General features: G+C 33.3%; 16 protein-coding genes. 11 read left to right on the top strand and 5 right to left on the bottom strand.

Annotated features, from left to right (window positions below):
* The 6 genes from ACFQ0S_RS12175 to ACFQ0S_RS12150 form a co-directional block, all read left to right on the top strand.
* The coding region (locus ACFQ0S_RS12175; RefSeq protein ID WP_379819107.1) for a gliding motility-associated C-terminal domain-containing protein at positions 1-3,434 on the top strand (3,434 nt) is incomplete at its 5' end.
* Positions 3,435-3,445: 11 nt separating this feature from the next.
* The gene (locus ACFQ0S_RS12170; protein ID WP_379758866.1) at positions 3,446-4,393 is read left to right on the top strand and encodes a PorP/SprF family type IX secretion system membrane protein; all 948 of its coding nucleotides are present in this window, start codon (positions 3,446-3,448) and stop codon (positions 4,391-4,393) included.
* A gap of 11 nt (positions 4,394-4,404) precedes the next feature.
* Complete coding sequence (locus ACFQ0S_RS12165; protein WP_379758863.1) at positions 4,405-6,288, top strand: OmpA family protein; 1,884 nt, start codon at positions 4,405-4,407, stop codon at positions 6,286-6,288.
* Between the two features lie 139 nt (positions 6,289-6,427).
* Complete coding sequence (gene pafA / locus ACFQ0S_RS12160; RefSeq protein ID WP_379758860.1) at positions 6,428-8,038, top strand: alkaline phosphatase PafA; 1,611 nt, start codon at positions 6,428-6,430, stop codon at positions 8,036-8,038.
* Positions 8,039-8,058: 20 nt separating this feature from the next.
* Positions 8,059-9,297: a T9SS type A sorting domain-containing protein gene (locus ACFQ0S_RS12155; protein ID WP_379758857.1), complete on the top strand. Its 1,239-nt coding sequence runs from the start codon at positions 8,059-8,061 to the stop codon at positions 9,295-9,297.
* A gap of 12 nt (positions 9,298-9,309) precedes the next feature.
* Entirely contained in the window at positions 9,310-9,915 is a 606-nt protein-coding gene (locus ACFQ0S_RS12150; protein WP_379758854.1) for a porin family protein, read from the top strand.
* Positions 9,916-10,101: 186 nt separating this feature from the next.
* Here ACFQ0S_RS12150 and lysA read toward each other — a convergent pair whose 3' ends face one another.
* Positions 10,102-11,322 carry a diaminopimelate decarboxylase gene (gene lysA / locus ACFQ0S_RS12145; RefSeq protein WP_379758851.1) on the bottom strand — a complete coding sequence of 407 codons (1,221 nt, stop codon included), beginning with the start codon at positions 11,320-11,322 and terminating at the stop codon, positions 10,102-10,104.
* A gap of 563 nt (positions 11,323-11,885) precedes the next feature.
* On the opposite strand from lysA, the gene ACFQ0S_RS12140 reads away from it, so the two are divergent.
* Positions 11,886-15,425 carry a PAS domain-containing hybrid sensor histidine kinase/response regulator gene (locus ACFQ0S_RS12140; protein WP_379758848.1) on the top strand — a complete coding sequence of 1,180 codons (3,540 nt, stop codon included), beginning with the start codon at positions 11,886-11,888 and terminating at the stop codon, positions 15,423-15,425.
* Between the two features lie 279 nt (positions 15,426-15,704).
* Positions 15,705-15,833, top strand: coding sequence for a hypothetical protein (locus ACFQ0S_RS12135; RefSeq protein ID WP_379758845.1), 129 nt, complete (start codon positions 15,705-15,707; stop codon positions 15,831-15,833).
* A 74-nt stretch (positions 15,834-15,907) separates the two neighbouring features.
* Here ACFQ0S_RS12135 and ACFQ0S_RS12130 read toward each other — a convergent pair whose 3' ends face one another.
* Positions 15,908-17,362 (bottom strand): glutamate synthase subunit beta, encoded by a 1,455-nt coding sequence (locus ACFQ0S_RS12130; RefSeq protein ID WP_379758842.1) that lies wholly within the window; start codon positions 17,360-17,362, stop codon positions 15,908-15,910.
* A 2-nt stretch (positions 17,363-17,364) separates the two neighbouring features.
* Positions 17,365-21,882: a glutamate synthase large subunit gene (gltB, locus tag ACFQ0S_RS12125; RefSeq protein ID WP_379758839.1), complete on the bottom strand. Its 4,518-nt coding sequence runs from the start codon at positions 21,880-21,882 to the stop codon at positions 17,365-17,367.
* 366 nt (positions 21,883-22,248) lie between these two features.
* Between gltB and sucC the strand changes: the two genes are divergently transcribed.
* The 3 genes from sucC to ACFQ0S_RS12110 all read left to right on the top strand — a co-directional run bounded on the left by sucC (position 22,249) and on the right by ACFQ0S_RS12110 (position 25,849).
* Positions 22,249-23,445: an ADP-forming succinate--CoA ligase subunit beta gene (sucC, locus tag ACFQ0S_RS12120; protein WP_379758837.1), complete on the top strand. Its 1,197-nt coding sequence runs from the start codon at positions 22,249-22,251 to the stop codon at positions 23,443-23,445.
* Between the two features lie 131 nt (positions 23,446-23,576).
* The gene (locus ACFQ0S_RS12115; RefSeq protein WP_379758834.1) at positions 23,577-24,932 is read left to right on the top strand and encodes a hypothetical protein; all 1,356 of its coding nucleotides are present in this window, start codon (positions 23,577-23,579) and stop codon (positions 24,930-24,932) included.
* Between the two features lie 182 nt (positions 24,933-25,114).
* The gene (locus ACFQ0S_RS12110; RefSeq protein WP_379758831.1) at positions 25,115-25,849 is read left to right on the top strand and encodes a class I SAM-dependent methyltransferase; all 735 of its coding nucleotides are present in this window, start codon (positions 25,115-25,117) and stop codon (positions 25,847-25,849) included.
* A gap of 12 nt (positions 25,850-25,861) precedes the next feature.
* Here ACFQ0S_RS12110 and ACFQ0S_RS12105 read toward each other — a convergent pair whose 3' ends face one another.
* The gene (locus tag ACFQ0S_RS12105) at positions 25,862-26,527 is read right to left on the bottom strand and encodes an NAD(P)H-binding protein (RefSeq protein ID WP_379758828.1); all 666 of its coding nucleotides are present in this window, start codon (positions 26,525-26,527) and stop codon (positions 25,862-25,864) included.
* A gap of 2 nt (positions 26,528-26,529) precedes the next feature.
* Complete coding sequence (locus ACFQ0S_RS12100) at positions 26,530-26,976, bottom strand: DUF1456 family protein (RefSeq protein WP_379758825.1); 447 nt, start codon at positions 26,974-26,976, stop codon at positions 26,530-26,532.
* Positions 26,977-26,982: the final 6 nt, after the last annotated feature.

Here is a 26,982-nt window from a genome sequence, read left to right as displayed (position 1 = left end):
CTGCAACAATCTCTACCAAAACACCAACAGTTTGTTCTGGGAATTCGGCACGTATTGATTTTGAAGGAACCCCATTAGCATTAATATCCTATACACTTGACGGTGTAACGAATACGATTCCATTAGACTCTGATGGCGAAGCTTCATTACTTGCCAATCAAAATAGTACTTATACATTAGTAAGTGTTGCTTCTAGTGAAGCTGGTAGTTGTACAAAACTTTTAACTGATTCAGTAACAATATCTATTAATCCAACGCCAACAGTAATTATTTCTTCAAGCGGAACGGCTTGTTCGGGTAATGCAATTAATGTAACATTCACAGGAACTCCAAATACAATTGTTACTTTCAGAATAAACGGTGGTGCTATCCAAAATATAAATATTGGATCTACTGGTATAGCATTATTAAATATCATTTTATCAGCTACTTCTACATTTAAATTAGAAAGCATTACTTTAACAAATCCTCCAAATTGTTCACAATCATTATCAGAGGAAACCATAATAAATGTAAATCAGCCACCGGTTGCAGGAAGTAATGCTAATTTATCAATATGTAGTGATGCAATTCCTCAAGATTTATTTTTGTTTTTGGGTCCAAATGCGCAATCTGGAGGCACTTGGTCTCCAGCTCTCACAAGTGGAACTGGATTTTTTGATCCTAAAGTTGATTTAGAGGGATCTTATATTTATACTGTTGCAGGAACACCTCCATGTGTGAATGATACTGCTCTAGTAACAGTTACTATTATTCCTGCTGCAAATGCAGGAAGTAACGGAGTTGCTAATATATGTTCAAATTCTGATACGGTAGATTTAAAAGCTTTCCTTGTTGGTTCGCCACAAACAGGTGGGACTTGGTCACCTCCGTTAACGAGTGGTAATGGAATTTTTGATCCTTCAACAGATTTAGCAGGAGTTTATACTTATACTGTTCTAGGGGCAACATCGTGTACAAATGCCCAGGCAACTGTGACTATTTCAATAACACCTGGTCCAAATGCAGGAGTTTCAGGAAATACCACTTTTTGTGAAGGAAGTCCATCAAAAGATTTGTTTTTAAGTTTAGGTGGAACTCCTCAAATAGGAGGCACTTGGTCGCCAACTCTTGCAAGTGGTAGTGGGATTTTTAATCCGGCACTAGATAAAGCAGGAGTTTATACTTATTCATTTTCAGGTAGTCAACCTTGTGATAATGATACAGCTACGGTAAACGTTACTTTAAATCCATCACCAGATGCAGGAGAAGATAGTACAGCATCTATTTGCTCAAATGTAGACGGAAAAGATTTATTTACTTTTCTTAAAGGAACTCCACAGTTAGGAGGAACTTGGACACCAACTTTAGCAAGCGGAACAGGTTTCTTTGATCCTGCGGTTGATGTAGCTGGAGAGTATACCTATACAGTAGGAAATCCTTTTTGTACTCCAGATGAATCGAAAATTTTAGTCACAATTATTCCTGGTCCAGATGCAGGATTGCCAGGAAGTGTAACTTTTTGCGCTTCTAGTTTACCACAAAATTTATTTTCAAGTCTAAAAGGTACTCCACAAGTAGGCGGAACATGGACTTCTCCAAATTCAACTACTAGTACAGGTATTTTTGACCCTAAAGTTGATTTGCCAGGAGTTTATACCTATACATTTGAAGGGAATCAGCCTTGCGATGATGATACGGCTACAGTAACTGTAACAGTTGATCCAATTGTAAATGCAGGAACTTTTGTTGGCATACAAAATGTTTGTACATCAGTTGGTACATTTGATTTATCCTCACTGTTAAAAGATAATTTAACAGGTGGAACATGGTCTGATAGTAACAATCAAAATGTTACTAGTCCAATTGATGTTTCAAAACTTACTCCTAATACCTATAGTTATACATACAAGGTAACCAATTCATGTGGAACAGATAATGAAGTAGTTCAATTTGTTATACTACCTAATCCGGTTTTAGCGTCCAAAAACATAGCAATTTCTTCCCCAAATTGTAAAGGGAATAATGTAGCAGTTACCTTATCAAATATGGAAAATGGTGTTTATATAATAAATTACAATTTATCTATAAGTAATGTATTAACAAATCAAAATGCAAATGTAACTATAGTTAATGGTACAGGAACTTTTAATATCAATGCTGCTAACATACCAAATTTAGGAACCACAAGAGTTACTTTTTTAACCATAACAAATGCTTCAACGAATTGTACTACTACTATTAATCCAAATGTAAGTGCCGATTTTATTTTGCGTCCGAGTTCAAATATTGAGGATGTAAATCTAGCCATTGCAGATGTTTGTGAAGGTAGTAATGTTATCGTAACTATTTCTGGAGCTTCAACAGGATTAGCTGATGGGAATTATCAATTTATTTATACTATTCCTGATGCAGTTCCAAGTTCAGGAACAAGCGGAACTATAGCTATCACAAGTGGAACAGGTCAATTCAGTATACCTGCTTCTTATTTTGTAAAAGCGGCAAGTTATTCCCTAACTATCTCATCTATTACGAATCTTTCCTCAGGATGTAATAATTCAACAGAAGATGCGAAAACTTCTTTTCAAGTATTTCCATTGCCTGACGCTAGTGGTGCAATACTCAGTTCAGCTTCAGCGTGCTTAAATTCCTCTAATGAAGTTTCCCTCTCAGGAGCTAATGCTATAAGTGACGGATTATACGATATCATTTATGAAATATCTGGGGTTAGCACCAATTCTACATCAGTAAATGTAGAGTTTGAAGGAGGTAAAACAAATTTTGTTATACCTGCTTCAGTATTAAATACTGTCGGGAATGTCACTGTCACAATAGATAAAATTATTTCAGGTGTAAGTCAATGTGATACATCTGGAAGTGTAATTTTACCAATATCTTTTAATGTTATTGAGCTAGATACTCCAATGCTAACTGATAAAGGAAACGAATTTTGTGAGAACGACAATCCAACTATAGCTAATTTATCAGTTAATGTTACTGGATCAGAACCATTAGTTTGGTATGATGCTGCGACTGGTGGAAACGTTTTAAATAGCACCGATTTACTAGAAGACGGCAGCTCTTATTTCGCTACATTAAAATCTGCATCAGGTTGCGAAAGTACTGTACGATTAGAAGTAATTGTCGATTTAACAAAATGCAAAGACATCTTAATTCCTGACGGATTTTCTCCAAATGGCGACACAGTAAATGACGAATTTGTGATTAAAAATATAGAAAGTGCTTTTCCAAATTTCACATTAGAAATTTATAATAGATATGGAAATATTCTATACAAAGGAAATAGAAATACTCCAAATTGGGATGGTACAGCCACTCAAGGCGGAATTAAAATTGGAGAAACTACACTTCCAGTAGGAGTTTATTTTTATATTTTAGAGTATAATGATGGAATTAATAAACCAAAACAAGGCAGACTCTATTTAAGTAGATAAAAGAAAAAAAGATGAAAAAAAGAAGTATTATATTTTTAGTTCTTATAAGCACTTTTCTAGTTTCTACTCTAGCAAATGCGCAACAAGATCCACAGTTTACTCATTATATGTATAACATGAATGTGATAAACCCTGCATACGCAACAGCTAATGAAGGCGTAGTAAATTTAGGAGGATTGTATAGAACACAATGGGTAGGCGCAGTTGGGGCACCTAAAACAGCAACCTTGTTTGCACGTGCACCAATTGCTAAAAAAGTAGAAATGGGAATATCATTTATTAATGATGCTATTGGCGATGTCGTTAATCAAAATAATATTTATGTCGATTTTGCTTACGTAGTACCAGTTTCTGATAAAAGTAAATTATCATTTGGTTTAAAAGGTGGAATGACACTTTTTGACACTAATTTTAATGGATTTAAATTTACAGATGTAAATCCCGATAAGGCTTTTCAGGATAATATCAGTAGGATTTTTCCCAATGTTGGAGTTGGAACTTTCTATTTTACAGACACATACTATTTAGGATTATCAGTACCTAATTTGTTAACTACACAACACATAGAAAACAAAGATGGAATTAGGTATTCTGGAGTAGAAGACATTCATTATTTTCTTACTGGTGGTTATGTGTTTAATTTGAATCCCAATTTAAAATTCAAACCAGCCTTTATGGCTAAAGGGGTTTCAGGGGCACCTTTATCTTTAGATATGACTGCTAATTTTTTGATGAATAATAAAATAGAATTAGGAGCAGGGTATCGTTTTGATGATTCAGTTAGTGGATTAGTTAATTTTAAAATTACGCCACAATTGCGAATAGGATACTCTTACGATTATACATTGTCTAATCTGGGTCAGTTTAATTCAGGAAGTCACGAAATATTTTTATTGTTTGATTTAGATACATCAAGTCTATCTTCAAAAGGATATGAAAAGTCACCAAGATTCTTCTAATAACGAAAAAAATGAAAAAATACTTTTATATACTTTTTATATTTTGTTTTAGCCTCACTCTTTTGGGTCAAAAAGGAAGCGAAAAGAAGGCAAATACATTATTTGAGAAAAAATCTTTTGTCAAAGCTGCTGAAATGTATGAGCAGGTAAAGGAGAATCAAAACGTATTGCAAAACTTAGGGGATTGTTACTACAACAATTCTCAAGTAAATGATGCGGCTCGAGTGTATGGAAAACTTTTTTTAACATATAAAGAGAACATTCAGCCTGAATATTATTTTAAATATGCTCAATCTTTGCTTGGAATTGCCGATTATGAAAAGGCAGATAAGATTATGAGCGAATATTTAAAATTTGAAGTAAGTACTCCTAAGTTTATAACTAATTTACTAACCAATGTACCTTTTAATTATGTTATTCAGCCCATGTCAAAGAATGGCACAAATGGCGATTTTGGGATATCCTTTTATGGCGATAAAGTAGCATTTGCCTCAGCAAGAAATACAGCAGCTAAATCTTTTGGTTGGAACGAAAAAGCCTATCTTGATTTGTTTAGCGCTGATGTAAATGATAAAGGTTTACTCTTAAATGTAGAACCATTCCCGAAAGAAATAAATACCGATACTCACGAAAGTTCAGCTACTTTTAGTAAAGATGGGCGCATTATGTATTTCAATAGAACCAATGGTAATAAAGTAAAAGTTGGAGATGAAAAAGTAGCGGTTATTAAAATTTTTAAAGCTGAATTTATTGATGGCAAATGGACTAATATAAAAGAGTTGCCATTTACAAGTGATACTTATTCTACCGAGCATCCTATTTTAAGTAAAGACGGAAAAAAATTATATTTCTCAAGTGACATGCCAGGCACTATAGGATCATTTGATATTTTTGTGGTAGATGTCAATGAAGACGGAACTTTTGGTACTCCGCAAAATTTAGGCAAAGCAATAAATACTATTCACAGAGAACAGTTTCCGTCAATATCTGATAATGGAACTATTTTATATTTTTCTTCAGATGGACACCAAGGAATGGGTGGTTTAGATATATTTATGAGTACTAGTTTTCAAGGCGTTTTTGCAAAACCTTTAAATTTAGGTCAAACAATAAATAGTAATCTGGATGATTTTGGATATGTAGTCGATGAGAAAAAAAATGCAGGTTATTTATCTTCAAATCGAAAGGGAGGTGACGATAATCTATATAGTTTTACAAGAATTGAAAATCAAGAACGCTATGTTGTTGAGGGAGAAGTAAAAGATAAAAATACTCAAAGTCCATTACCAGGAACTTTAGTTTCCTTATACGATGAAAATGATATACTAATTGGGCAAATGGTGGTAGGGGCAGAGGCTGATTATGTTTTTAATACAGAACCCAACAAGAAATATAGAATTGAAGCCGTAAGAGATTTTTATATTCCGCATAGTGAAGAATTTACAACAAATGCCGATGGAAAATTACGATATACCATAGAATTATTTGTTGAATGTTACGATGATGCCGAGGAAATTATTACCAAACGTCAAGACGGAAAAGTGCAAATTGTTCTCGAAAATATCTATTTCGATTTAAATAAATGGGATATCAAATCAGAGGCTGCTCGAATCTTAAATGTACTGGTAGATTTATTAAATAAATACCCTGAAATGGAAATCGAGATTGATGCCCACACCGATTCTAGAGCTTCAGTTATGTATAATCTAATATTATCTAACCGAAGAGCCGCTTCTAGTTTAGAATATTTAGTGCAATCCGGAATTAAAAGAAAACGCCTTCGTTCTAGAGGTTTTGGAGAATCTGTTCCATTAATTCAGTGTGATACAACAAGAGTCTGCACTGAACAAGAACATTCTATTAACAGACGATGCGAGTTCATCATCTTAAAATAAAGAGAAAGCCACTTTTTGAGTGGCTTTTTTAATGATTGCTTTTCGCTAAAACATTCAATTTCCCTTAATTATAATTCTGAGGGATACGCATGAATTACTTCATATTAAAATCCTATTTTTGTATAAATTATATTGTATTATGAAAAAAATCATTTTATTTTTTGCATGCGTGTTTTTTGTAAATGTTGAAGCGCAGCAACGACCTAAATTAGTAGTTGGTATTGTAGTCGATCAAATGAAAATGGAATACCTCTATCGGTTTTCAGATGATTTTTCAGACAATGGGTTCAAACGACTCATGAACAATGGTTATACTTATCATAACATGCAATACAATTATATGCCAACCTATACGGGGCCTGGTCATGCTTCTATTTATACAGGAACTACACCAAGTATGCACGGAATTGTAGGCAATGAATGGTTTAGTAGAACTTTAGGCACCGAAATGTATTGTACAGATGATAGTTCTGTAAAAACAATAGGAGAAGGTGGCGATAAAGAAGGGCAAATGTCACCAAAAAACCTTCAAACAACTACTATAACTGACGAATTACGTTTGGCCACCAACTTCAAAGGAAAAGTAATTGGAATTAGTTTTAAAGACCGTGGCGCTATTTTACCCGCAGGGCATTTTGCTAATTGGGCCTTTTGGTATAGTAAAACAGGAGCTTTCATTTCAAGTACATTTTATGGTGCAGCTTTGCCAGATTGGGTAACTCAATTCAATCAAGAAAAAAGATATATGACATATATTACTAAAGGTTGGGACCTATTAAAACCGTTGTCAACTTATAATGAAAGTCTTCCCGATGCGAATCCGTATGAAGGAAAACTGAATGGCGCTAATCCCATTTTTCCTTATAATTTAAAGGAAATGTATGATAAAAAAGACGCAGGGATTTTAAGAGCTACACCTTTCGGCAATAATTTTCTAGTAGATTTTGCTATGAAGGCTATAGAAAAGGAAGAACTAGGCAAAGACGACATTACTGATTTTTTAGCGCTAAGTTTTTCCTCAACCGATTATATTGGTCATGACATAGGTCCACGTTCTATAGAATTGCAAGATACTTATTTGCGATTGGATCAAACCATTGCAGAGTTTCTACTATATTTAGACAAAACGGTGGGTAAAGACAATTATGTACTTTTTTTAACTGCCGATCATGCAGGAGCTGAAAATGCAAAATTTTTGAATGACAATAAATATGAAGTAACCAATGTTGAACCAAAAGAAATAGGTAAAGCCTTAAAGAAATTTTCGACAGATACTTATGGCGTAGATTTGATATTAAATTATTCCAGTTTTAATGTCTTTTTTAATAAAGAGATAATAAAAAATAAGGAGTTAGATTTAGGGAAAGTAAAACAGAGTTTTGCTGCTTTTTTAATGACCCAGCAACATGTAAAAAGGGTATATACTGAAGAAGAAGTGCTTGCCAATTCAGGAAGTGATTATTTTTTAAATTGTATTGCAAAAGGGTATGATGTAACACAATCAGGAGATTTAGTCATTTTAGACAAGCCTGGATTTATAGAATATAAGCAAACAGGAACTTCTCACGGAACGCCTTACAGTTATGACACCCACGTGCCATTAATTTTTTATGGGTGGAATATCAAAAAAGGAGAATCCCACAAAAGAAAAGAAATTACTGAAATTGCACCAACACTGTCTCAGCTTCTAAAAATTCCTTTTACAAATGGTACAGAAGCCAATGTTTTGTTTGAAATTTTAGATAAATAATTTTTAATTTCTGTAAATAAATGAAAAAAATTAGTCTTCTTATCTGCCTTTTTCAACTTCATGTTGGATACACTCAAACTTGGCCTTCAGAAACTTGGCAAGCAGCTACTAACTTAACAAATGTTATGGATGTTTCTGGAGTTACTGATTTGAGTGGTTTGCATTGGAATCCGACAAACAATAGGTTGTACGGTATACAAAACAAAGGAAAATTCAGGGTTTTAGAGCTCAATACTGCTAACAATACTTTCAATCAAATAGCCAATAAATCTATTTCTGGAGGTCCCGAAGGTATTACTCAAGCAAATCTTTATGCCAATGAGTTTTATACTATTGATGAGGATAATTATGAAATAAGAAGATACACGTATACTTCAAACTTTTCAAGCATTACTTTACACAAGCATTGGAATATTTTACTTTCTCCCTCCACAATGACCGATACCGGAAATACAGGTCCTGAAGGAATTGTTTTCATTCCAGATAATATTTTAACAGCTGCAGGATTCATTAGCCAACAAACAGGTAAAGCCTATATTTCTGTAAAAGGTTTGGGTGGATTGATTTTTGTTGCTCATCAAGATAAAGGTTATTTGTGGGTTTTTGATATAAATCCGAACTCGAATGATGATTTTGCTTTTGTTGGAAAATACAAAACCAGTAGAACCGAAAGTTGCGATTTATCTTTAGATAGAAGCACAGGGCTATTGTATATTTTGCATAATATTTCAGGAAAAAATAAATTAGAAGTAACGGATTTATCAACTGTTTTGATAAATGGCAGTGAAAGAGAATTTGTTGTAAAAAGTGAATATACAATGCCAATTACAGGAGATTCTAATGATAATATCGAAGGATTTGCCATAACTTCTAAATGCCCTGAATCAGGAACAAAAAGTGCTTGGCTTTGTAGAGATGTAAGTACATCCGAAAATGATGCTATTCAACAAGATGCACTTCGTTGGTTTTATCCTTTTACTGCTGATGGAACTTGTAATCAGCTAGCCAATTCTAATTTTGAATCAAATTCTATTACAATTTATCCTAATCCTTCTAAGAATAGAATTACAGTTTCTTCTACAGATAAGAGCATACAATCTATTCAAATTAGCAACTCTTTAGGACAGATTGTTCAGAAAATAAGAAAGATTAATAACACGTCAACGGTTGTTGATGTTTCTCAATTACAAGCTGGGATTTATTTAGTTGAAATCACTCAAGCAGGTAAAATATTAAGAAGAAAATTAATTAAAGATTAATATCTAATAATAATGAGAAATATTTTAACTTTTGTAATTGTCTTAATCACATCTTTATCATTTTCACAAAATAAATTTGGAGTTTTTACAGGGGCAAATTACTCTTATTTTACTGATGGATTTGCTGGGCAAGTATTAGGTAAAGATTCAATTGGATTACAAATTGGAGCGCTTTATGAAATTAGTTTAAATGATAAAATTTCATTTAGACCAAAAATTATTTTTTCACAACAAGGTGATAGAACGAAAACAGAGTATAAATACGGCAGTATTGATTTAAGTAATATTGATTACAAGCTCAATTATTTAAATTTCCCAATGGATTTTAAATTTTGGAACAAAATTTATTTTATTGCTGGGCCACAAATCGGATTTTTAATAACTGAAAAGTATGAAGAAGTATTTATAGGAAAAGTGGAGTCTAATATTGAATTAGGTTTAAATTTAGGAACAGGATTTAAAATAAATAAAGTTTTTTTTGAATTTGGAATTTATCAAGGTGTATCAACTGTTTTAAATTATAAATATCAATCAACTGCAAAAATTGTTGATGTAAGAAATGGATTGACAAAATTTACTGTGGGATATAATTTTATACCAATAACATTTGTAAAATAGTCCAATAGTTTATGGTGTAATGCCGATATAGTATGAAAATAGTCCATCTTTTATGGACTATATTGAATACATAATCGGTATTAAATAGAAAAATTGACTTTAAAACTAAACTGAAAGTATTACATTAAAATAAAAATCCCGAAGCTTTTGTACTTCGAGATTTTTTTGTTTGTGTTGTTTTTGGGTTTATGCAGTAGCTACTTCAAAAGGTAGCATAATCTGATTCTTTAATAAATCTTCAAAGGTTTCACGCTCTCTAATTAAGATGCCTTCACCGTCTTTCCATAAAACCTCGGCTGGTTTGTATCTTGAGTTGTAGTTTGATGACATCGAGAAGCAATAGGCTCCTGCATTTCTAAAACACAAAAGATCACCCTCATTAATTTCGGCAATTCGGCGGTTATTGGCAAACGTATCGGTTTCGCAAATGTAGCCTACTACGGTATAAAAACGCTCTTTCCCTTTTGGATTTGAAATGTTATCGATGTGATGTTGCGAACCGTATAACATTGGTCGAATTAAATGATTAAAACCACTGTCAATTCCAGCAAAAACTGTAGAAGTAGTTTGTTTTACCACATTTACTTTGGCTAAAAAATAACCCGCCTCACTCACTAAAAATTTACCAGGTTCGAAAGCCAACGTCAATTCACGACCGTATTCTTTTTCGAAAGCAATGAATCGTTTAGACAATTTTTTCCCTAATTCTTCAATATCAGTTTCGATATCTCCTTTTTTGTAAGGCACTTTAAAACCGCTTCCAAAATCAAGGAAATCTAGCGTTTTGAAATTTCTGGCTGCATCAAAAAGAATTTCGGCAGCATACAGGAAAACCTCGATATCTAAAATATCAGAACCCGTGTGCATGTGAATTCCGTTGATGTGCATTTTAGTATTCTCAACGATGCGAAGAATATGCGGCATTTGGTGAATAGAAATTCCAAATTTACTATCAATATGACCCACAGAAATATTCGAATTTCCTCCCGCCATAACATGCGGATTAATACGAATACACACCGGAACCGTTGGATGTTTCGTTCCAAAATGCTCCAATACTGAAAGGTTATCTATATTGATTTGAACGCCCAATTGCGCTACTTCTTCTATTTCTTCAAAAGAAACACCGTTAGGGGTATAAATGATTTGTTGTGGCTCAAAACCAGCGTGCAAACCCAATTGCACTTCTTGTAGCGAAACGGTATCTAAATTTGAACCTACTTGTTTAAGCAATTGCAAAACCGCCAAATTGGATAAAGCTTTTACGGCATAATTAATGCGCAAACGCTCTACTTTAGCAAATGCAGAAGTTAATCGATGGTATTGCGATTGAATTTTCTCTGCATCATATACATATAAAGGGCTTCCGAATTGTTCTGCTAATTGTACTAGGTCTTTTGCTTGCATGGCATTATTTTTTCACAAATTTATTACTCTAAAGCCATACATCAAAGTAAAAATTGAAAATTAACAAATTATAACATTGTGTTATAAATATAACAATTGTATTTAAATTTAGTGCTGATAAATAACAGAAAGAATTAGGTGTTTGATGTTTAATAATAAATAATAGTATAAATGAGCCATATAGTACTATTTTATTTACACTTGAAATTACAAAGTTTTACAAAAGAATTGAAACGGTTGTAAGTAAATTATACATGAAAGACTCCTAATATCTGGGTTGGGTTCATTATTTTACTCGTCTTGAAAATAATGCATTTAACACGTGAAAACCTGAAAGATTTTTTCCAATTAAGAAAATAATAATATTACAAAAAAACATATTAAAATAATTAGCACTGATAAAATTACCTAGTCTTGACTCACTAAAAATAGACTAATAAAAACAAAAAATTGTAGTTATTATTAATATTATTATGATAAAATAATGATAATGATTTTTAAATTAACAATTTAATAATTAAATTCGTATTTTCGATGTATAGATAATTAAATCCCTCCTATACATGAAAGATAACTATTACCTTAAGAAAGAGCTCTACGAGTTAGTTAAAACAGATAATACTATTTTTGATTTTATCCAAGAGTCATCATTAGATGGGATTTGGTATTGGGATTTGGACAACCCTGAAGAGGAATGGATGAGTCCTAAATTTTGGTCTACTTTAGGGTATGATTACAAGGTTATGCCGCACAAACCTTCTGCATGGCAGGGTATTATAAATCCTGATGATTTCAAACAAGCTAATGAACTCTTTATTAAACATTGTGAAAACCCTGAAATACCTTACGATCAAACCTTACGATATACACATAAAAACGGATCTATTGTTTGGATAAGATGTCGAGGTTTGGCTATCAGAGACAATGAAGGCAGGCCAATTAGAATGTTAGGTTCCCATCAGGATGTAACCGAATACGTAAAAAACGAGCAAAAATTAAATAGAAATGTCGCTTTATTAAACTACACCCAAAAAATTGCTGGCATAGCAAGTTGGGAACTTGATTTAAAAACCAATGAGGTTCTCTGGACAGAGGAGCTATACAACATGTATGGTTTTGATTCTAAACTGCCGCCACCACCTTACACTGAACACATGAAGCTTTTTACTCCAGAAAGTTGGGAGCAATTATCTTCTGCATTAAATCTTACAAGAGAAAAAGGAATCCCATATGAACTGGAACTAAGAACACTTCGTAAAGATGGTAGCAAAGGATACATGTGGGTTCGTGGAGAAGCTGAATTTGATTTAAAAGGAGAAATAACCCATATCAAGGGGATAGCACAAGATATTACAGAAAGAAAAATTGCTAATGAGAAATTAAGGATTAATGAAGAAAGATGGCAATTTGTTATTGAAGGTAGTGGTGATGGAATTTGGGAATGGATACCAAAAGAGAAAAAGACTTTTTATTCAAATCGCTGGTTAGAAATGTTAGGTTATAAACCAGAAGAGTTTACTGACAATGATTATGAATGGAGTTCAAGAATACATCCAGATGATATTGCATTTACATTTGCTGAAATTTCTAAAAATTTATCAGGACAAACTGATTCTTTTAACTTTGAATATAGATTTAGAAATAAGGAAGGGGACTATTTATGGATTTTAAATAGAGGCAAAGTAGTTGAGAGAAATGCAAATGGTGAAGCAATAAGGGTTGTCGGCTCTCACTCCAACATTACTAAATTAAAGCAAACAGAACAATTAATAAAAATAAACGAAGCGCGACTTACTCTTGCTGTTAAAGCGGGTGGAATAGGAATTTGGGATTGGGATATTGTATTAGATAAACTCACTTGGGATGACCAAATGTTCGTTTTATATGGAGTTAACAAAAATGATTTTACCAACGCATATGAGGCTTGGGTTAACGGGGTGCATGAAGCCGATAAAGAAAGGGGTAATGAAGAGATTCAAATGGCAATTAAAGGTGTAAAGGACTTTAATTCTGAATTCAGGGTTCAATATGCAGATGGTCAGATTAGATATATAAAAGCCCTCGCAACTGTCTTAAGAGATGATGAAGGCAATGCAGTTAGGATGATAGGAACTAATTGGGATATAACAAAAGAAAAAGAAGCTGCAGCGCAAATTGTGGCAAGAGAAGCTGCAGAAAAAGCAAATCAAGCAAAATCTGAATTCCTCGCAAATATGAGTCATGAAATTCGCACTCCCCTAAATAGTGTAATTGGATTTACCGACTTACTTAAAAAAACTCCGCTTTCTATTGTTCAGCAGCAATATGTAAACAGTGCCAATGTTTCTGGTCACGCTTTACTTGGTATCATTAATGATATTCTTGATTTTTCTAAAATTGAAGCAGGAATGTTAGATTTGGATATAATAAAATCTGACATGGTGCAATTATTCGAGGAAAGTATCGACATCGTTAAATTCGTTTCAGCAGAAAAAGATATCGAGATATTGCTTGACATTGACCTCTCCATGCCTAGATTCGCTAATGTCGATGCTATTCGCTTCAAACAGATTTTAGCCAATCTTTTAAGCAATGCAATAAAGTTTACGTTAAAGGGAGAAGTCGAGCTAAAAGTAAGATATAAGGCATTAGATGGCAATCAAGGGAAGCTTTCAGTATCAGTGAGAGATACAGGAATTGGTATCAATGAAGAGCAACGTTCGAAACTCTTTAAATCATTTTCGCAGGCCGATAGTTCAACTACTCGTAAGTTTGGTGGCACAGGCTTAGGACTTGTTATTTCTCAATTGATTGCAGAAAAAATGGGGGCTATTATAAAAGTCAAAAGTACTATAGGTGTTGGGACTGTTTTTTATTTTGATGTTACAACTCATTTTGAGGCAGGAAAAAAGTTAGATGCCACAAAGATTAAAGGAGTGAAGCGATGTTTGATTATTGACGACAACGCTAATAATCAAACTATTATGAAACAAATGCTCAATCATTGGCAGATTGAATCCGAATGTTGTGAAAGTGGTTTCGAGGCTCTCAAAATAATTGAACAACCCGAACCTTTTGACCTTATAATTTGTGACTACAATATGCCATACATTAATGGTATAGAAACAATAAGAATGCTTCAAAATAAATTGAAATTTAGTATTGAAAAACAGCCTGTTATACTTCTGCATTCATCTTTAGATAATCTCCAACTTCATAAAGAATGCTTAGAATTGGGCATTCGCTTTCGTTTAAGCAAGCCTGTAAAAAGTAACGATCTATTCAATTATCTTACAAATCTCTACCAAGATAACACTACTAGCTTTGGCAGAAAAATTACCCAAGCATCCAAAGTAGATAATTTATATGAAGGAGTAAAAATATTAATTGCAGAAGATGTATTTTTAAATATGCTTTTAATCAAAGCAATGCTTTATGATCTTGGATTTACTAATGAAATCATTGAAGCTACTACCGGTATTGAGGCTATTGAAAAATACCAAAAACTGAGTCCTGATTTGATTTTAATGGATGTGCACATGCCAGAACTTGATGGAATAAGTGCAACCAAAAAAATTAGAGAAATTGAATCGTTAGTGGGAAATAATATCCCAATAATAGCTCTTACAGCAGGTGCTCTTAAAGAAGAGCAGGAAAAATGTTTTGCTAATGGAATGAATGACGTTTTAACCAAACCACTTGTACCAGAGAAAATTGTTGCAATGCTGAATAAATATTTGAAAAAAGAAGAGCATTCGAATGAATTACTTCAAAATGATGAATATGAAATTGAATCACACATGGCTTATCATGAATTGGAAAAATTATTTAAAAATAAATCAATTTTAAAGGAGATAATGAGTACAGCTCTTAGTGGTATAACAGCTCTAATACTAGAGCTAGAGGAAGCTTGTAATGAAAAGCATCTTGGAAGGGTAAGTGAAACAGCACACAAAATAAAGGGTTCAACAAGTTCTATCCGACTTAATATAATGTCCAAAATTGCAGAGAAAATAGAAAGCGAAATACATGATAATTGGAGCGTTAACTTAGAATTACACTTATCAGAACTCAAGGCTGAATGGGAAATAGTCAAGAAAATAATCCAACAAAAAATAAATTGAGGTAATGAATTTGTACTATAATTTGCAATTCAATAATTATCTTTAAACAAGAGGTTATTGTATGGCAAAGAATGTTTTGCTAATTAGTTTTGGTATAGGGGGGTAATAAAAAAAACGAAATGCATTCAGCTACTTAGCAAGATTGCGAATTTTGCGGTAAATTCACGTTTTCGCTCCGCAAGAAATTTTATCTTTAGTAGAAAATAAGTGGTTACGAAGTTCGCAATTGAGAGTAGTTCGATAACGTAATAAAAATAAAAATCTTGTAAACGAAATAAAATGTCTGAAAAAATCAAAATAATTAAAGTAATTCATCCTGCCATTTGCGCAGGAACAATTTTAGATTATGAATTTGCAGTACAAGTTTCAATTCATAAAATAGTTTTCTACCTAAGCATTCAGAACTAAAATCTTTAGTATTTTAATAATAAAAAAGCCTCTAAAATCACTTTTAGAGGCTTTTAAATGCAATATAATTTTATTTACAAACTCGGTAAATCTCCGTTTCCTTTTGTTGGTAAATTGGTAAAGCCCATTAAAAATAAATCAACTTCTCTTGCCGCTTCACGACCTTCAGAAATGGCCCAAACAATTAAGGATTGCCCTCTACGCATATCACCAGCGGTAAAAATATTAGGAATATTTGTTTTGTAATTGTTCGCTTTATAGTTGTTGCGCATGTCAATTTCAAGACCTAATTGTGAACTTAATGTTTTTTCAGGACCTGTAAACCCTAGTGCTAACAAGGCTAATTCGCATGGCCATATTTTTTCAGAACCCTCTTTTTCAATTAATTCTGGTCGTTGCCCAGGAGTCATTTTCCATTGTACTTCTACGGTTTTCAAACCTGTAAGTTCTCCTTTTTCGTTGGCAATGAATTCTTTGGTATTTATTAACCAATTTCTATCACAACCTTCCTCGTGCGAAGAAGAGGTTTTTAATTGCAATGGCCAAAAAGGCCAAGGCGTTGTTTCACTTCTACCAACAGATGGTTTAGGCATGATTTCAAAGTTAGTCACTGATGCGGCACCGTGTCTATTAGAAGTACCTACGCAGTCCGAACCGGTATCACCACCACCAATAACAATTACGTTTTTGCCAGTTGCTTTTACTTGATTTTCTATTTTTTCACCATACAAAACTTTGGTCTGTTGGGTCAAGAAATCCATTGCTTGCACCACTCCTTTACTATCTATTCCTTTGGTAGGCAAACTTCTTCTTTCTGTTGCACCGCCACACAATACAATAGAGTCAAAAGCTTTTAATTCCTCAACACTATAATTTACACCAACATTTACATTGGTTTTGAATGTAATTCCTTCGGCTTCTAAAATAGCAACACGTCTGTCTATGATTGCTTTTTCTAATTTAAAATTCGGAATACCGTAACGCAACAATCCACCAATAGCATTGTCTCTTTCAAAAACAGTTACCGTATGACCCGCGCGATTCAATTGTTGAGCGGCAGCCAATCCCGCAGGACCAGAACCTACTACAGCAACCGTTTTTCCTGTTCTAGTTTCAGGTGGTTGCGGTTTAATCCAACCTTCAGCAAAACCTCTTTCAATGATGCTTTTTTCGATATTTTCAATAGCTACAGGTTCTGCTATAATACCAAGAACGCATGATTTTTCGCATGGAGCTGGACATAAACGACCTGTAAATTCTGGAAAGTTGTTGGTTGACTGCAAAATTTCTAAAGCACCTTGCCATTCTTCTTGATGTACCATGTCATTAAAATCAGGAATTAAATTTCCTAACGGACAAGAACTGTGACAAAAAGGAATGCCACAATCCATACATCGTGACCCTTGTTCTTTTATTTTATCTTTTGCTAACGGAATCGTAAATTCGTTGTAATTGGATACTCTTTCTTGAACTGCTAAGTTACTTTCATCGGTTCTAGCATATTCTTTAAATCCACCTATTTTACCCATGACTATTGTGCTATTAGTTCTTCTATTTGCTTTTCTTCTGCTAATCGTTTCAATGCTTTTTTGTAATCAGTCGGCATAACTTTAATAAAGTGTTTGCTTTGGTTTTCCCAATCACTTAAAATTCTTTTTGCTAAAGGACTATTGGTGTACATAGAGTGGTTTCTTATCAAACGTCTTAGTTTAACAAAATCATCTTCTTCCATAGGGTCAAAAGCAACCATTTCCATGTTACATAAAGTAGCATCAAATTTTTTATCTGCATCAAATACATAAGCAATTCCACCGCTCATACCTGCTGCAAAGTTTCTTCCAGTTTTGCCAAGTACCACTACTGTACCACCAGTCATGTATTCGCAACCGTGATCTCCAATGCCCTCTACAACTGCAGTGGCTCCTGAATTTCTTACACAAAAACGTTCTCCTGCCATACCATTTATGTAGGCTTCACCTGTAATGGCTCCGTATAATGCTACGTTGCCTATAATGATGTTTTCTTCTGGTTTAAAAGTTGCAGTAGGAGGAACCTTGATAATTAATTTTCCTCCAGAAAGTCCTTTTCCTAAGTAATCGTTACAGTTTCCGTGAATTTTGAATGACAATCCATTTGTGGCAAAAGCTCCGAAACTTTGTCCAGCCGAACCTGTAAAGTCTACCAGTATAGTATCTTCTGGCAAACCTTGGGCACCGTATATTTTTGAAATTTCATTACTCAATATCGCACCTACAGAACGGTCTGTATTTTTAATATCAAAAGTAACTCTAGTTCTTTCTTTTCTGTATATGGAAGGAATAGCCGCTTTGATAATATCAAAATCAAGTACATGTTCTAATGCATGATCTTGAGTTGTGGTATTATGATTAGGAACTGTCTTTGCTTTCTCAGGTTTGTATAAAATTGTAGACAAATCTAACCCACTAGCTTTATAATGTTTGATGGCTTTGTTTACATTCAATTTTTGAGATTGTCCCACCATTTCTTTTAGGGTTCTGAATCCTAGTTGTGCCATAATTCCTCTTAACTCCTCAGCAATAAAATACATAAAGTTAATAACATGCTCAGGTGTTCCTTTAAAATTCTTTCTTAATTCAGGATCCTGAGTTGCAATACCAACTGGACACGTATTTAGGTGACATGCTCTCATCATGATGCAACCAGAGGCAACCAAAGGAGCTGTTGCAAAACCAAATTCCTCAGCTCCTAATAAAGCTGCTATAGCCACATCTCTTCCTGTTTTTAATTGTCCGTCACATTCTAGAACGATTCGGCTTCTTAAATCATTTAAGAGTAAGGTTTGTTGTGCTTCTGCTAAGCCAAGTTCCCACGGAATTCCTGTATGTTGTAGTGAGGTCAATGGTGCAGCACCTGTTCCTCCATCATAACCCGAAATTAAGATTACATCGGCCTTTGCTTTGGCAACACCTGCAGCAATAGTTCCAACTCCTACTTCGGCAACCAACTTAACGTTTATACGTGCTTCACGATTTGCATTTTTTAAATCGAAAATCAATTGAGATAAATCTTCGATAGAATAAATATCGTGATGCGGTGGTGGCGAAATTAAACCTACATAGGGAGTCGAATTTCTAGTTTCAGCAATCCAAGGCACCACTTTTTCACCAGGTAATTGACCACCTTCTCCTGGTTTTGCACCTTGAGCCATTTTAATTTGTATCTCTTTAGCATTTGTCAAATAATTGATTGACACGCCAAATCGACCAGAAGCTACTTGTTTGATGGCACTATTTCTAGAATCACCATTTAATTCTTTTTGGAAACGCTTAGAATCTTCTCCGCCTTCTCCTGAATTACTTTTTCCTCCAATTCGATTCATCGCTATGGCTAAATTCTCATGAGCCTCTTGACTAATAGAACCATATGACATAGCCCCTGTTTTGAATTTTTTCACAATTTCGGTCCAAGGCTCTACTTCGTCAATAGGAATTGGGTCTAAATTATTAAATTCAAATAATCCACGAATAGTCATTAGATTTTTACTCTGGTTGTTCACCATATCTGAGTACTCTTTGTAACTTTCTGGGCTATTTAATCGAACTGCCTGTTGCAATTTAGAAATAGTAGTTGGATTGAACATGTGTTTCTCGCCAGTTCTTCTCCATCTGTAAATTCCTCCAATTTCTAAAGGTAATAGATTTGCAATTTCCGATTTTGGAAAAGCATTTTGATATCTTTTCTTAACTTCATTCTCAATTTCCTTCAAACCGATTCCTTCAATTCGAGAAGGGGTATAAGGGAAATATTTAGAAGTGAACGTTTTGTTTAATCCTAAAATTTCAAAAATTTGTGCTGCTTTATAGGAATGTAGGGTAGAGATACCTATTTTATTCATGATTTTCAATATTCCTTTTGCAATGGCTTTATTGAAATTTCCAATGGCATAATCTGCTTTTATTCCAGTGATGTGACCCTGATTTACTTGATCTTGAATGATTTCGTTGACCATGTAAGGATTAATGGCACTTGCTCCGTACCCAAACAACAATGCAAAATGATGTGGCTCACGCGGTTCAGCAGATTCGATAATGATACCAAATTTCGAACGAACTTTAAGTATGTTTAAAGAATGATGAATATAGGATGTAGCCAATAACATAGGAATTGGAGCCAATTTTTCGCTAACACCTCTGTCTGATAAAATTACAATATTACATCCTTCTGAAACGGCTTTGAAAGTCGCTTGAACACATTTTTCTAAGGCGCGTTCTAATCCGTTTACACCTCTTTCAATTTTATATAAAGTAGAAATAGTTACCGATTTGAAATCGTCATGTGTAATGTTTCTTATTTTATCTAAATCTTCATTTGAAATAACTGGATTTTGGATTTTTATTTTTTTGCAATGTTCAGGAACAATATCAAAAATGTTAAAATCCCCCCCAATTGCCAAACTGGTATCGGTAATTATTTCTTCACGAATTCCGTCCAAAGGAGGATTGGTAACTTGTGCAAATAATTGCTTGAAATAGTTGTATAAAAGTTGTGGTTGATCTGATAAAACAGCTAATGGAGTATCGTTACCCATAGAACTCAAAGCTTCATTTCCTTGAGCCCCCATTGGATTTATAATAGTTTTTAAATCTTCAATGGTATAACCAAATAGGCGTTGTCTGGTTTCAAAGTCAACACTTTCTGTCGGAATAGCATTATTAGTGTATGGGATTTTTGCTAATTGTAATAAATTATCATTTAGCCATTTTCTGTAGGGTCTTTTGGTAACTACATTATTTTTAACCTCTTCATCTTCAATAATACGACCTTCATTCATATCAACCAAGAACATTTTTCCAGGTTCTAATCGTCCGTGTTGTACTACATCTTCCGGTTTAATATCTAAAACACCAATTTCTGATGACATGATTACGAAACCACTTTTAGTTAAAGTATAACGAGAAGGACGTAAACCATTTCTATCCAATAATGCACCAATTACGTTACCGTCAGTAAACGGAATAGAAGCAGGTCCATCCCAAGGTTCCATTATACAAGCATTGTATTCGTAAAATGCTTTTTTATCGTCTGACATGGTTTGGTGTTTCTCCCAAGCTTCAGGCACCACCATCATCATTGCTTCAGGTAACGAACGACCAGTCATCAATAATAATTCGACAACCATATCCATAGAAGCAGAATCTGATTTTCCTTCTAAAATAATTGGAAATAATTTTTTTATATCTTCACCAAAAACGTCGCTTTTCATCAGTTCTTCTCTAGCGCGCATTCGGCTAATGTTTCCACGAAGAGTATTGATTTCTCCATTGTGGCACATGTATCGGAAAGGCTGAGCCAACTCCCAAGAAGGAAAAGTGTTAGTAGAGAATCGTTGGTGTACTAATGCCAATCGAGTTACTAAATCATTATCTAATAAATCGGTATAATAGCGGCTAATATCTTCGGGCATTAATAACCCTTTGTAAATTATTGTTGTAGTAGAAAAACTAGAAAAATAAAATCTATGGCTTTCAGAAATTCTTGAATTGATAACGGTATGTTCCGCCATTTTTCTGGCAGCAAACATTTTGGCATTAAATTGCTGTTCCGTAATATCTAAGCCATTTTTACCTACAAAAACTTGTTTTATAGTTGGCTCTTTTTCTGCAGCGATTTGTCCTAAATTTGAAATATCAACAGGAACATCTCTCCATCCTAAAAGCGCTAAATTTTGATCTTTTATTGCTGCTTCAAAAGTTTCTTTACAAAAGGTGGTTTGATTTTTGCTTTTTGGTAAAAACACCATTCCTACGGCATACTCTCTTGGTTCAGGGATTTCAAAATCACAAACTTTTTTAAAAAAATCGTGAGGAATGTCAAATAAAATTCCCGCTCCATCTCCGGTTCTTCCGTCAGAGCTAACGGCACCTCTATGTTCAAGTTTTATTAATATGTCAAGTGCTTTATGAATAATATCATTTGACTTGATTCCATTCAAATTACAAATAAATCCTGCACCACAATTGTCATGTTCAAATTCAGGTGAATAAAGGCCTTGTTCTTGTATTTTCATGCTAAATAATTTTTTACAAAATTAAAGATTTCATAACAAATAATGAATTGAAAAGCATTAAAGAGGGTATTTTTACAATAATAACAATAAATTGACATATTAATAACGATAATGATAAATTAACACTCTTGAAATGCATAATCGATAATATTAGAAGGCTAAAAGGGGTCTGAAAAGGATATTTATTGAAGAAATGATTTGCTTTATAATTTTGTCGAGATTTTATAACAAATTTGACTTTATATTTTAAATTTAAATTTTAAATTGTGACTTATTAATTATTTTACAGATTAAATAGAAAAATAAAATAGTTAAGTTTAATTTTTATTATTTTTGTGGCACTTTTAAAAAGTTAAAACTGCAATCATGGATATACACGAATACCAAGGAAAAGAAATATTAGCCAGTTATGGCGTGAAAGTACAGCGAGGTTATATTGCAAATAACCCAATAGAAGCTATTGCAGCTGCTAAACAATTGACTGCTGAAACAGGAACGGGATGGCATGTAATAAAGGCTCAAGTTCATGCTGGTGGACGTGGTAAAGGGGGAGGAGTAAAGCTCGCAAAAAATTTGCAACAGGTTGAAGAACTTGCTGAGCAAATCATAGGAATGCAATTGATTACTCCACAAACATCAGCGGAGGGAAAAAAAGTTCACAAAGTTTTGGTTGCTGAGGATGTATATTATCCTGGTGAAAGTGAAACTTCTGAATTTTACATGTCAGTTGTTTTGAATAGAGGAACAGGTCGCAACATGATTGTATATTCTACAGAAGGCGGAATGGATATTGAGGAAGTAGCTGAACATACTCCAGATTTGATTTTTTCAGAAGAAATTGATCCAACAACTGGCTTATTAGGTTTTCAAGCACGAAGAATTGCTTTTAATTTAGGTCTGTCTGGAAATGCATTTAAAGAAATGACACAGTTTGTGACTTCTTTATACAATGCATATATAGGTTCTGATGCATCGATGTTTGAGATTAATCCAGTATTAAAAACTTCGGATAACAAAATTATTGCTGTAGATGCTAAAGTAAATTTAGATGATAATGCTTTGTACAGACATCCAAAATTAGCAGAAATGAGGGATGTTCGCGAAGAAAACCCAATTGAAGTAGAAGCAAAAGAAGCGGGCTTAAATTATGTTGACCTTGACGGAACCGTAGGGTGTATGGTTAATGGCGCTGGTCTTGCTATGGCAACCATGGATTTGATAAAATATGCTGGTTTTGAACCTGCAAACTTCTTAGATGTTGGTGGAACTGCCGATGCAAAACGTGTTGAATTGGCTTTCAGAATTATCTTAAAAGATCCAAATGTAAAAGCTATTTTGATAAATATTTTTGGTGGAATCGTTCGTTGTGATCGTGTTGCACAAGGCGTTGTAGATGCCTACAAAAATATGGGTGATGCTATTAAAGTGCCAATTATTGTTCGCTTGCAAGGAACAAATGCAGAAATTGCAAAAGAATTAATAGACAATTCAGGAATGCCAATTTTATCAGCTGTAGAGTTTCAAGAAGCTGCAGATCAAGTAAAAGTTGCACTGAATAAATAATATAAGACTTTGTTCTTACTAAAATCCTGAGCGAGAGTTCAGGATTTTTTTTTCGTATAAGTCGATCAGAAACTAGATTACAGACTTTGTTTTTTACTATTTTAGCCAATATTAAAATTTTGATTCATAAAATGGATTTTTCGACTAAAAGAATTACTACAGCAATCGTGCTCATTTCATTTTTAATGATGCTCATTGTTTCTAATCTTCCATTTAAGGCAAAACCTTTTGGCGACATTACTTTTCATGAAGAGTCAAAAAATATGGCTTTATTTATTAAGGGAAAAATTCCTTTTGAAAAAGTTGTAATTACTAAAGCACCAGGGCCTATACTTTTTTACACCCCAGCCTATTTATTAGCACCGTCTGATGCTACTGATGATGAACTTTGGGTTTACGGCGTAGTATTTACTTCTATAATTATAACGATTAGTTTACTTCTTATTTTTAGAATTGCTACTTCTTTTTTTTCTAAAGAGGTTGGACTTTTAAGTATTTTACTTTTTTTTATTTTTCCAATACATTGTTATTATTCTTTAGGAATAATAGGCGAAGCACCTGCCTTTTTTTCTTTAGCGTTAGCCATTTATGGCTGGGCTGTAGCCTTTCATGAACCAAATAGAAAATTAGGTTGGGTATTGTTGACACTAGGTTTGTGGTTTTTGATTTTAAATAGACCAAATGCAATGTTGATTTTAGGGATAGGCTTTTTGGTTATTTTTTATTCCTTTTTTAAAAACAAATTATTTTTTCATAAGTACGGTAAGAATTTAGCAATTACTTTTTTTAGCATTGCTGTTATGAGTATTGGAGTTTTACAATTAGCAAAGTATATAACTGGGAACAAATCGGGAATGAATCAAAGTTCCTATTTCTATTATGTGGCGCATCAAGGAAGATTTGAGTTCAGAGAGGAACCAACAGATTTTCGTTTTTGGGATAATGATTTTAGGGCAGATAGTAAAGATTATCAAAATTGGTCAAAAAGTAGTGAGTATTTATCTAAAGTGATGGAGAAAACAAATCGATCCTATGAAGAGGTTTATAAAGAGTTCTTGATTAATGATGCCATTGAGCATCCTTTTTGGTTCACGAGACAGTTTTTTGTAAAATGCATATACGGACATCTGTATTTTATAAACAGTATTTCCTCAGAAAAATTTGTAATGGGTCCATTTAAAGGGTCAATAGGATATTGGATTTTTATTTTGATAATCAATTCTATTAATTTAATAATTATTACGGGTGCATTTCTATTCCTAATTAAACAAAGAAATTTAATTGATTATTGGATTTTTTGGAGCATCATTATAGCTTTGCTTATTTTTCACGGGTTAATTTACATGGAGCCACGATATTTATTTCCTTCAAGAGTTGCATTGTATATTATGAGTGCCGCTGGATTGTATCGTTTGAGATGGGTTAAAAATATAATAAATAGAATGGCTGTTTATCTATTTCCTTTGTCTAAAAATGATAAATTTTAAACTATTGTATTTGTATCAAACATAATTGTAAGTTGTATTAAAATTATAGGTCCAAAATAATTATGACTCTTACAACTTAGCAATGGGAATTAATTAATTTGAGTTATGTTTGTATCTTAAGTTCTCTAATTCCTGAACTATTTAGAAACTTTATTTTCTTAAAAAAATATAAAATACAATTAATGAATATTGATTACGAAAAAAAATACCATCAAGTAGAGACTGAAAATTGGTGGTTCGTTTCGCGCCGAAAGTACTTACTCGACTTATTAAAAAACGCTCCTAAAGATTCTAAAATTCTAGATATTGGATGTTCCTCTGGAATTTTTTTAAAAGATTTGGAAAAATTAGGTCACAAAACCGAGCATCTTTTTGGAGTTGATATTAGTGAAAAAGCAATTGAAAATTGTAAAAAAAACGGTATTCAAAATGCCTTTGTCATGGATGGTCAAAATATTACAATACCTGAAAAATTTGATATTATAGTTGCTTCTGATTGTTTGGAACATTTGCAAGATGACCGTATTGCTATTAAGAATTGGAAAAATTTATTAAAAACTGATGGTAAGATGTATGTTTTTGTTCCTGCCTTTCAATCGCTATGGAGCTATCACGATGTGGTAAATATGCATTTTAGAAGATATACCAAACAAGAATTGAAAGACAAGTTAACTGCTGAAAAATTAGAGGTGTTGAAATCGAGCTATTGGAATTTCTCTTTATTCCTACCCGTTTATATTTATAGAAAAGCGACTGTTTTTTTTAATAAAAACCAACCTCAAGAAGGTCAAATAGTAGAAAATAAATTAGCGAATTTCTTTTTATTTCGATTAATTTTAATTGAAAATAAATTACTAAAATACATCAATTTTCCTTTTGGAATAAGTACTTTTTGTATTGTTAAAAAAACAGATTAGATTTTAAAATGCTCAGGATTTATTATTTGCTATTTCTTGTATGATGTCCGACTCTATAACATGAAATCCTTTTTTGTTTTGTTGAGCTATTTTAAATAGTGCCTTGGCGACTGTTTTACTTTCTATTGGTTTGTATTTTTCTAAATTGCCAATGAGTAAAAATGAAATAAGTTTCATAAAAAAGGTGCCTATTTTTTCCCCTAATCTAAATTCTGTTCGATTTCCTAAAAGAAGCGAAGGTTGAAATATAGAAACACTTTCTAAATTGCAATCTTTTAGGAAATTTTGAATTTCTCCTTTAGTCTCCAAATAAAAATTTGATGAAGTTGCATTGGCACCAAGAGAGGAAACAATAATAAATTGGTTGACTTTATTTTGCGAAGCTATAGTTGCAAACTGTTTTGGGTACTCAAAATCTACTTTTCTAAACGCCTCTTGGCTTCCAGCTTTTTTTATGGTTGTCCCTATGGTACAAAAGAAATCGTCGCCAATGACTAGGCTTTGATAGGTTTCTGGTTTGTCAAAATCAATAATGTGTTGCTTTAATTTGCGATTTTGAATGCCAGAATCTCTTTTGACAAAAGTTATTACTTTTTCATATTCCTTACTTTCCAAAAGAAGTTCCAAAAGTTGGGAACCTATTAACCCCGAGCTACCAATCATCAAAGCGGTTTTCACAATTACGATTTTTTATTCTTTCCGTTATTGAATTTTACTTTCTCTACCACTTGAATTTTTGGAGTTTGTTTCTTCTCTCTTGATTTAGGAGTAGTAGACGGCTTTTTTTTAAAATCTATTTTAGGTTTAAACTCAGTTTTAGGTTTTTCTGATTGAGCTGTTTTTTTGAATTCTTTTGGCTTCGCTTCACTCTTGTGAATGGCAATCACACCGTTTGGATTTTTAGGATTTTCCTTAGTTCCTCTTAAATGTATCACCAAACCGTTCAAAAAATTACGCAAGACTTGGTCTCCGCACTCCATAAAATTGGGGTGATCTTCGTTGCGAAAAAAGTTGCCTATTTCCCCTTTTGACATTCTAAAATCAACTAATTCCAGAATTTCTATTATTTGGTCGTCACGCAGCATTAAAGCTACACGTAGTTTTTTGAAAATATCGTTGTTGTTCATTTTAAA

The organism is Flavobacterium myungsuense, from assembly GCF_042677265.1.
In the GTDB taxonomy this organism is placed as follows: domain Bacteria; phylum Bacteroidota; class Bacteroidia; order Flavobacteriales; family Flavobacteriaceae; genus Flavobacterium; species Flavobacterium myungsuense.
This window is presented reverse-complemented; position numbering and strand designations above follow the sequence as displayed.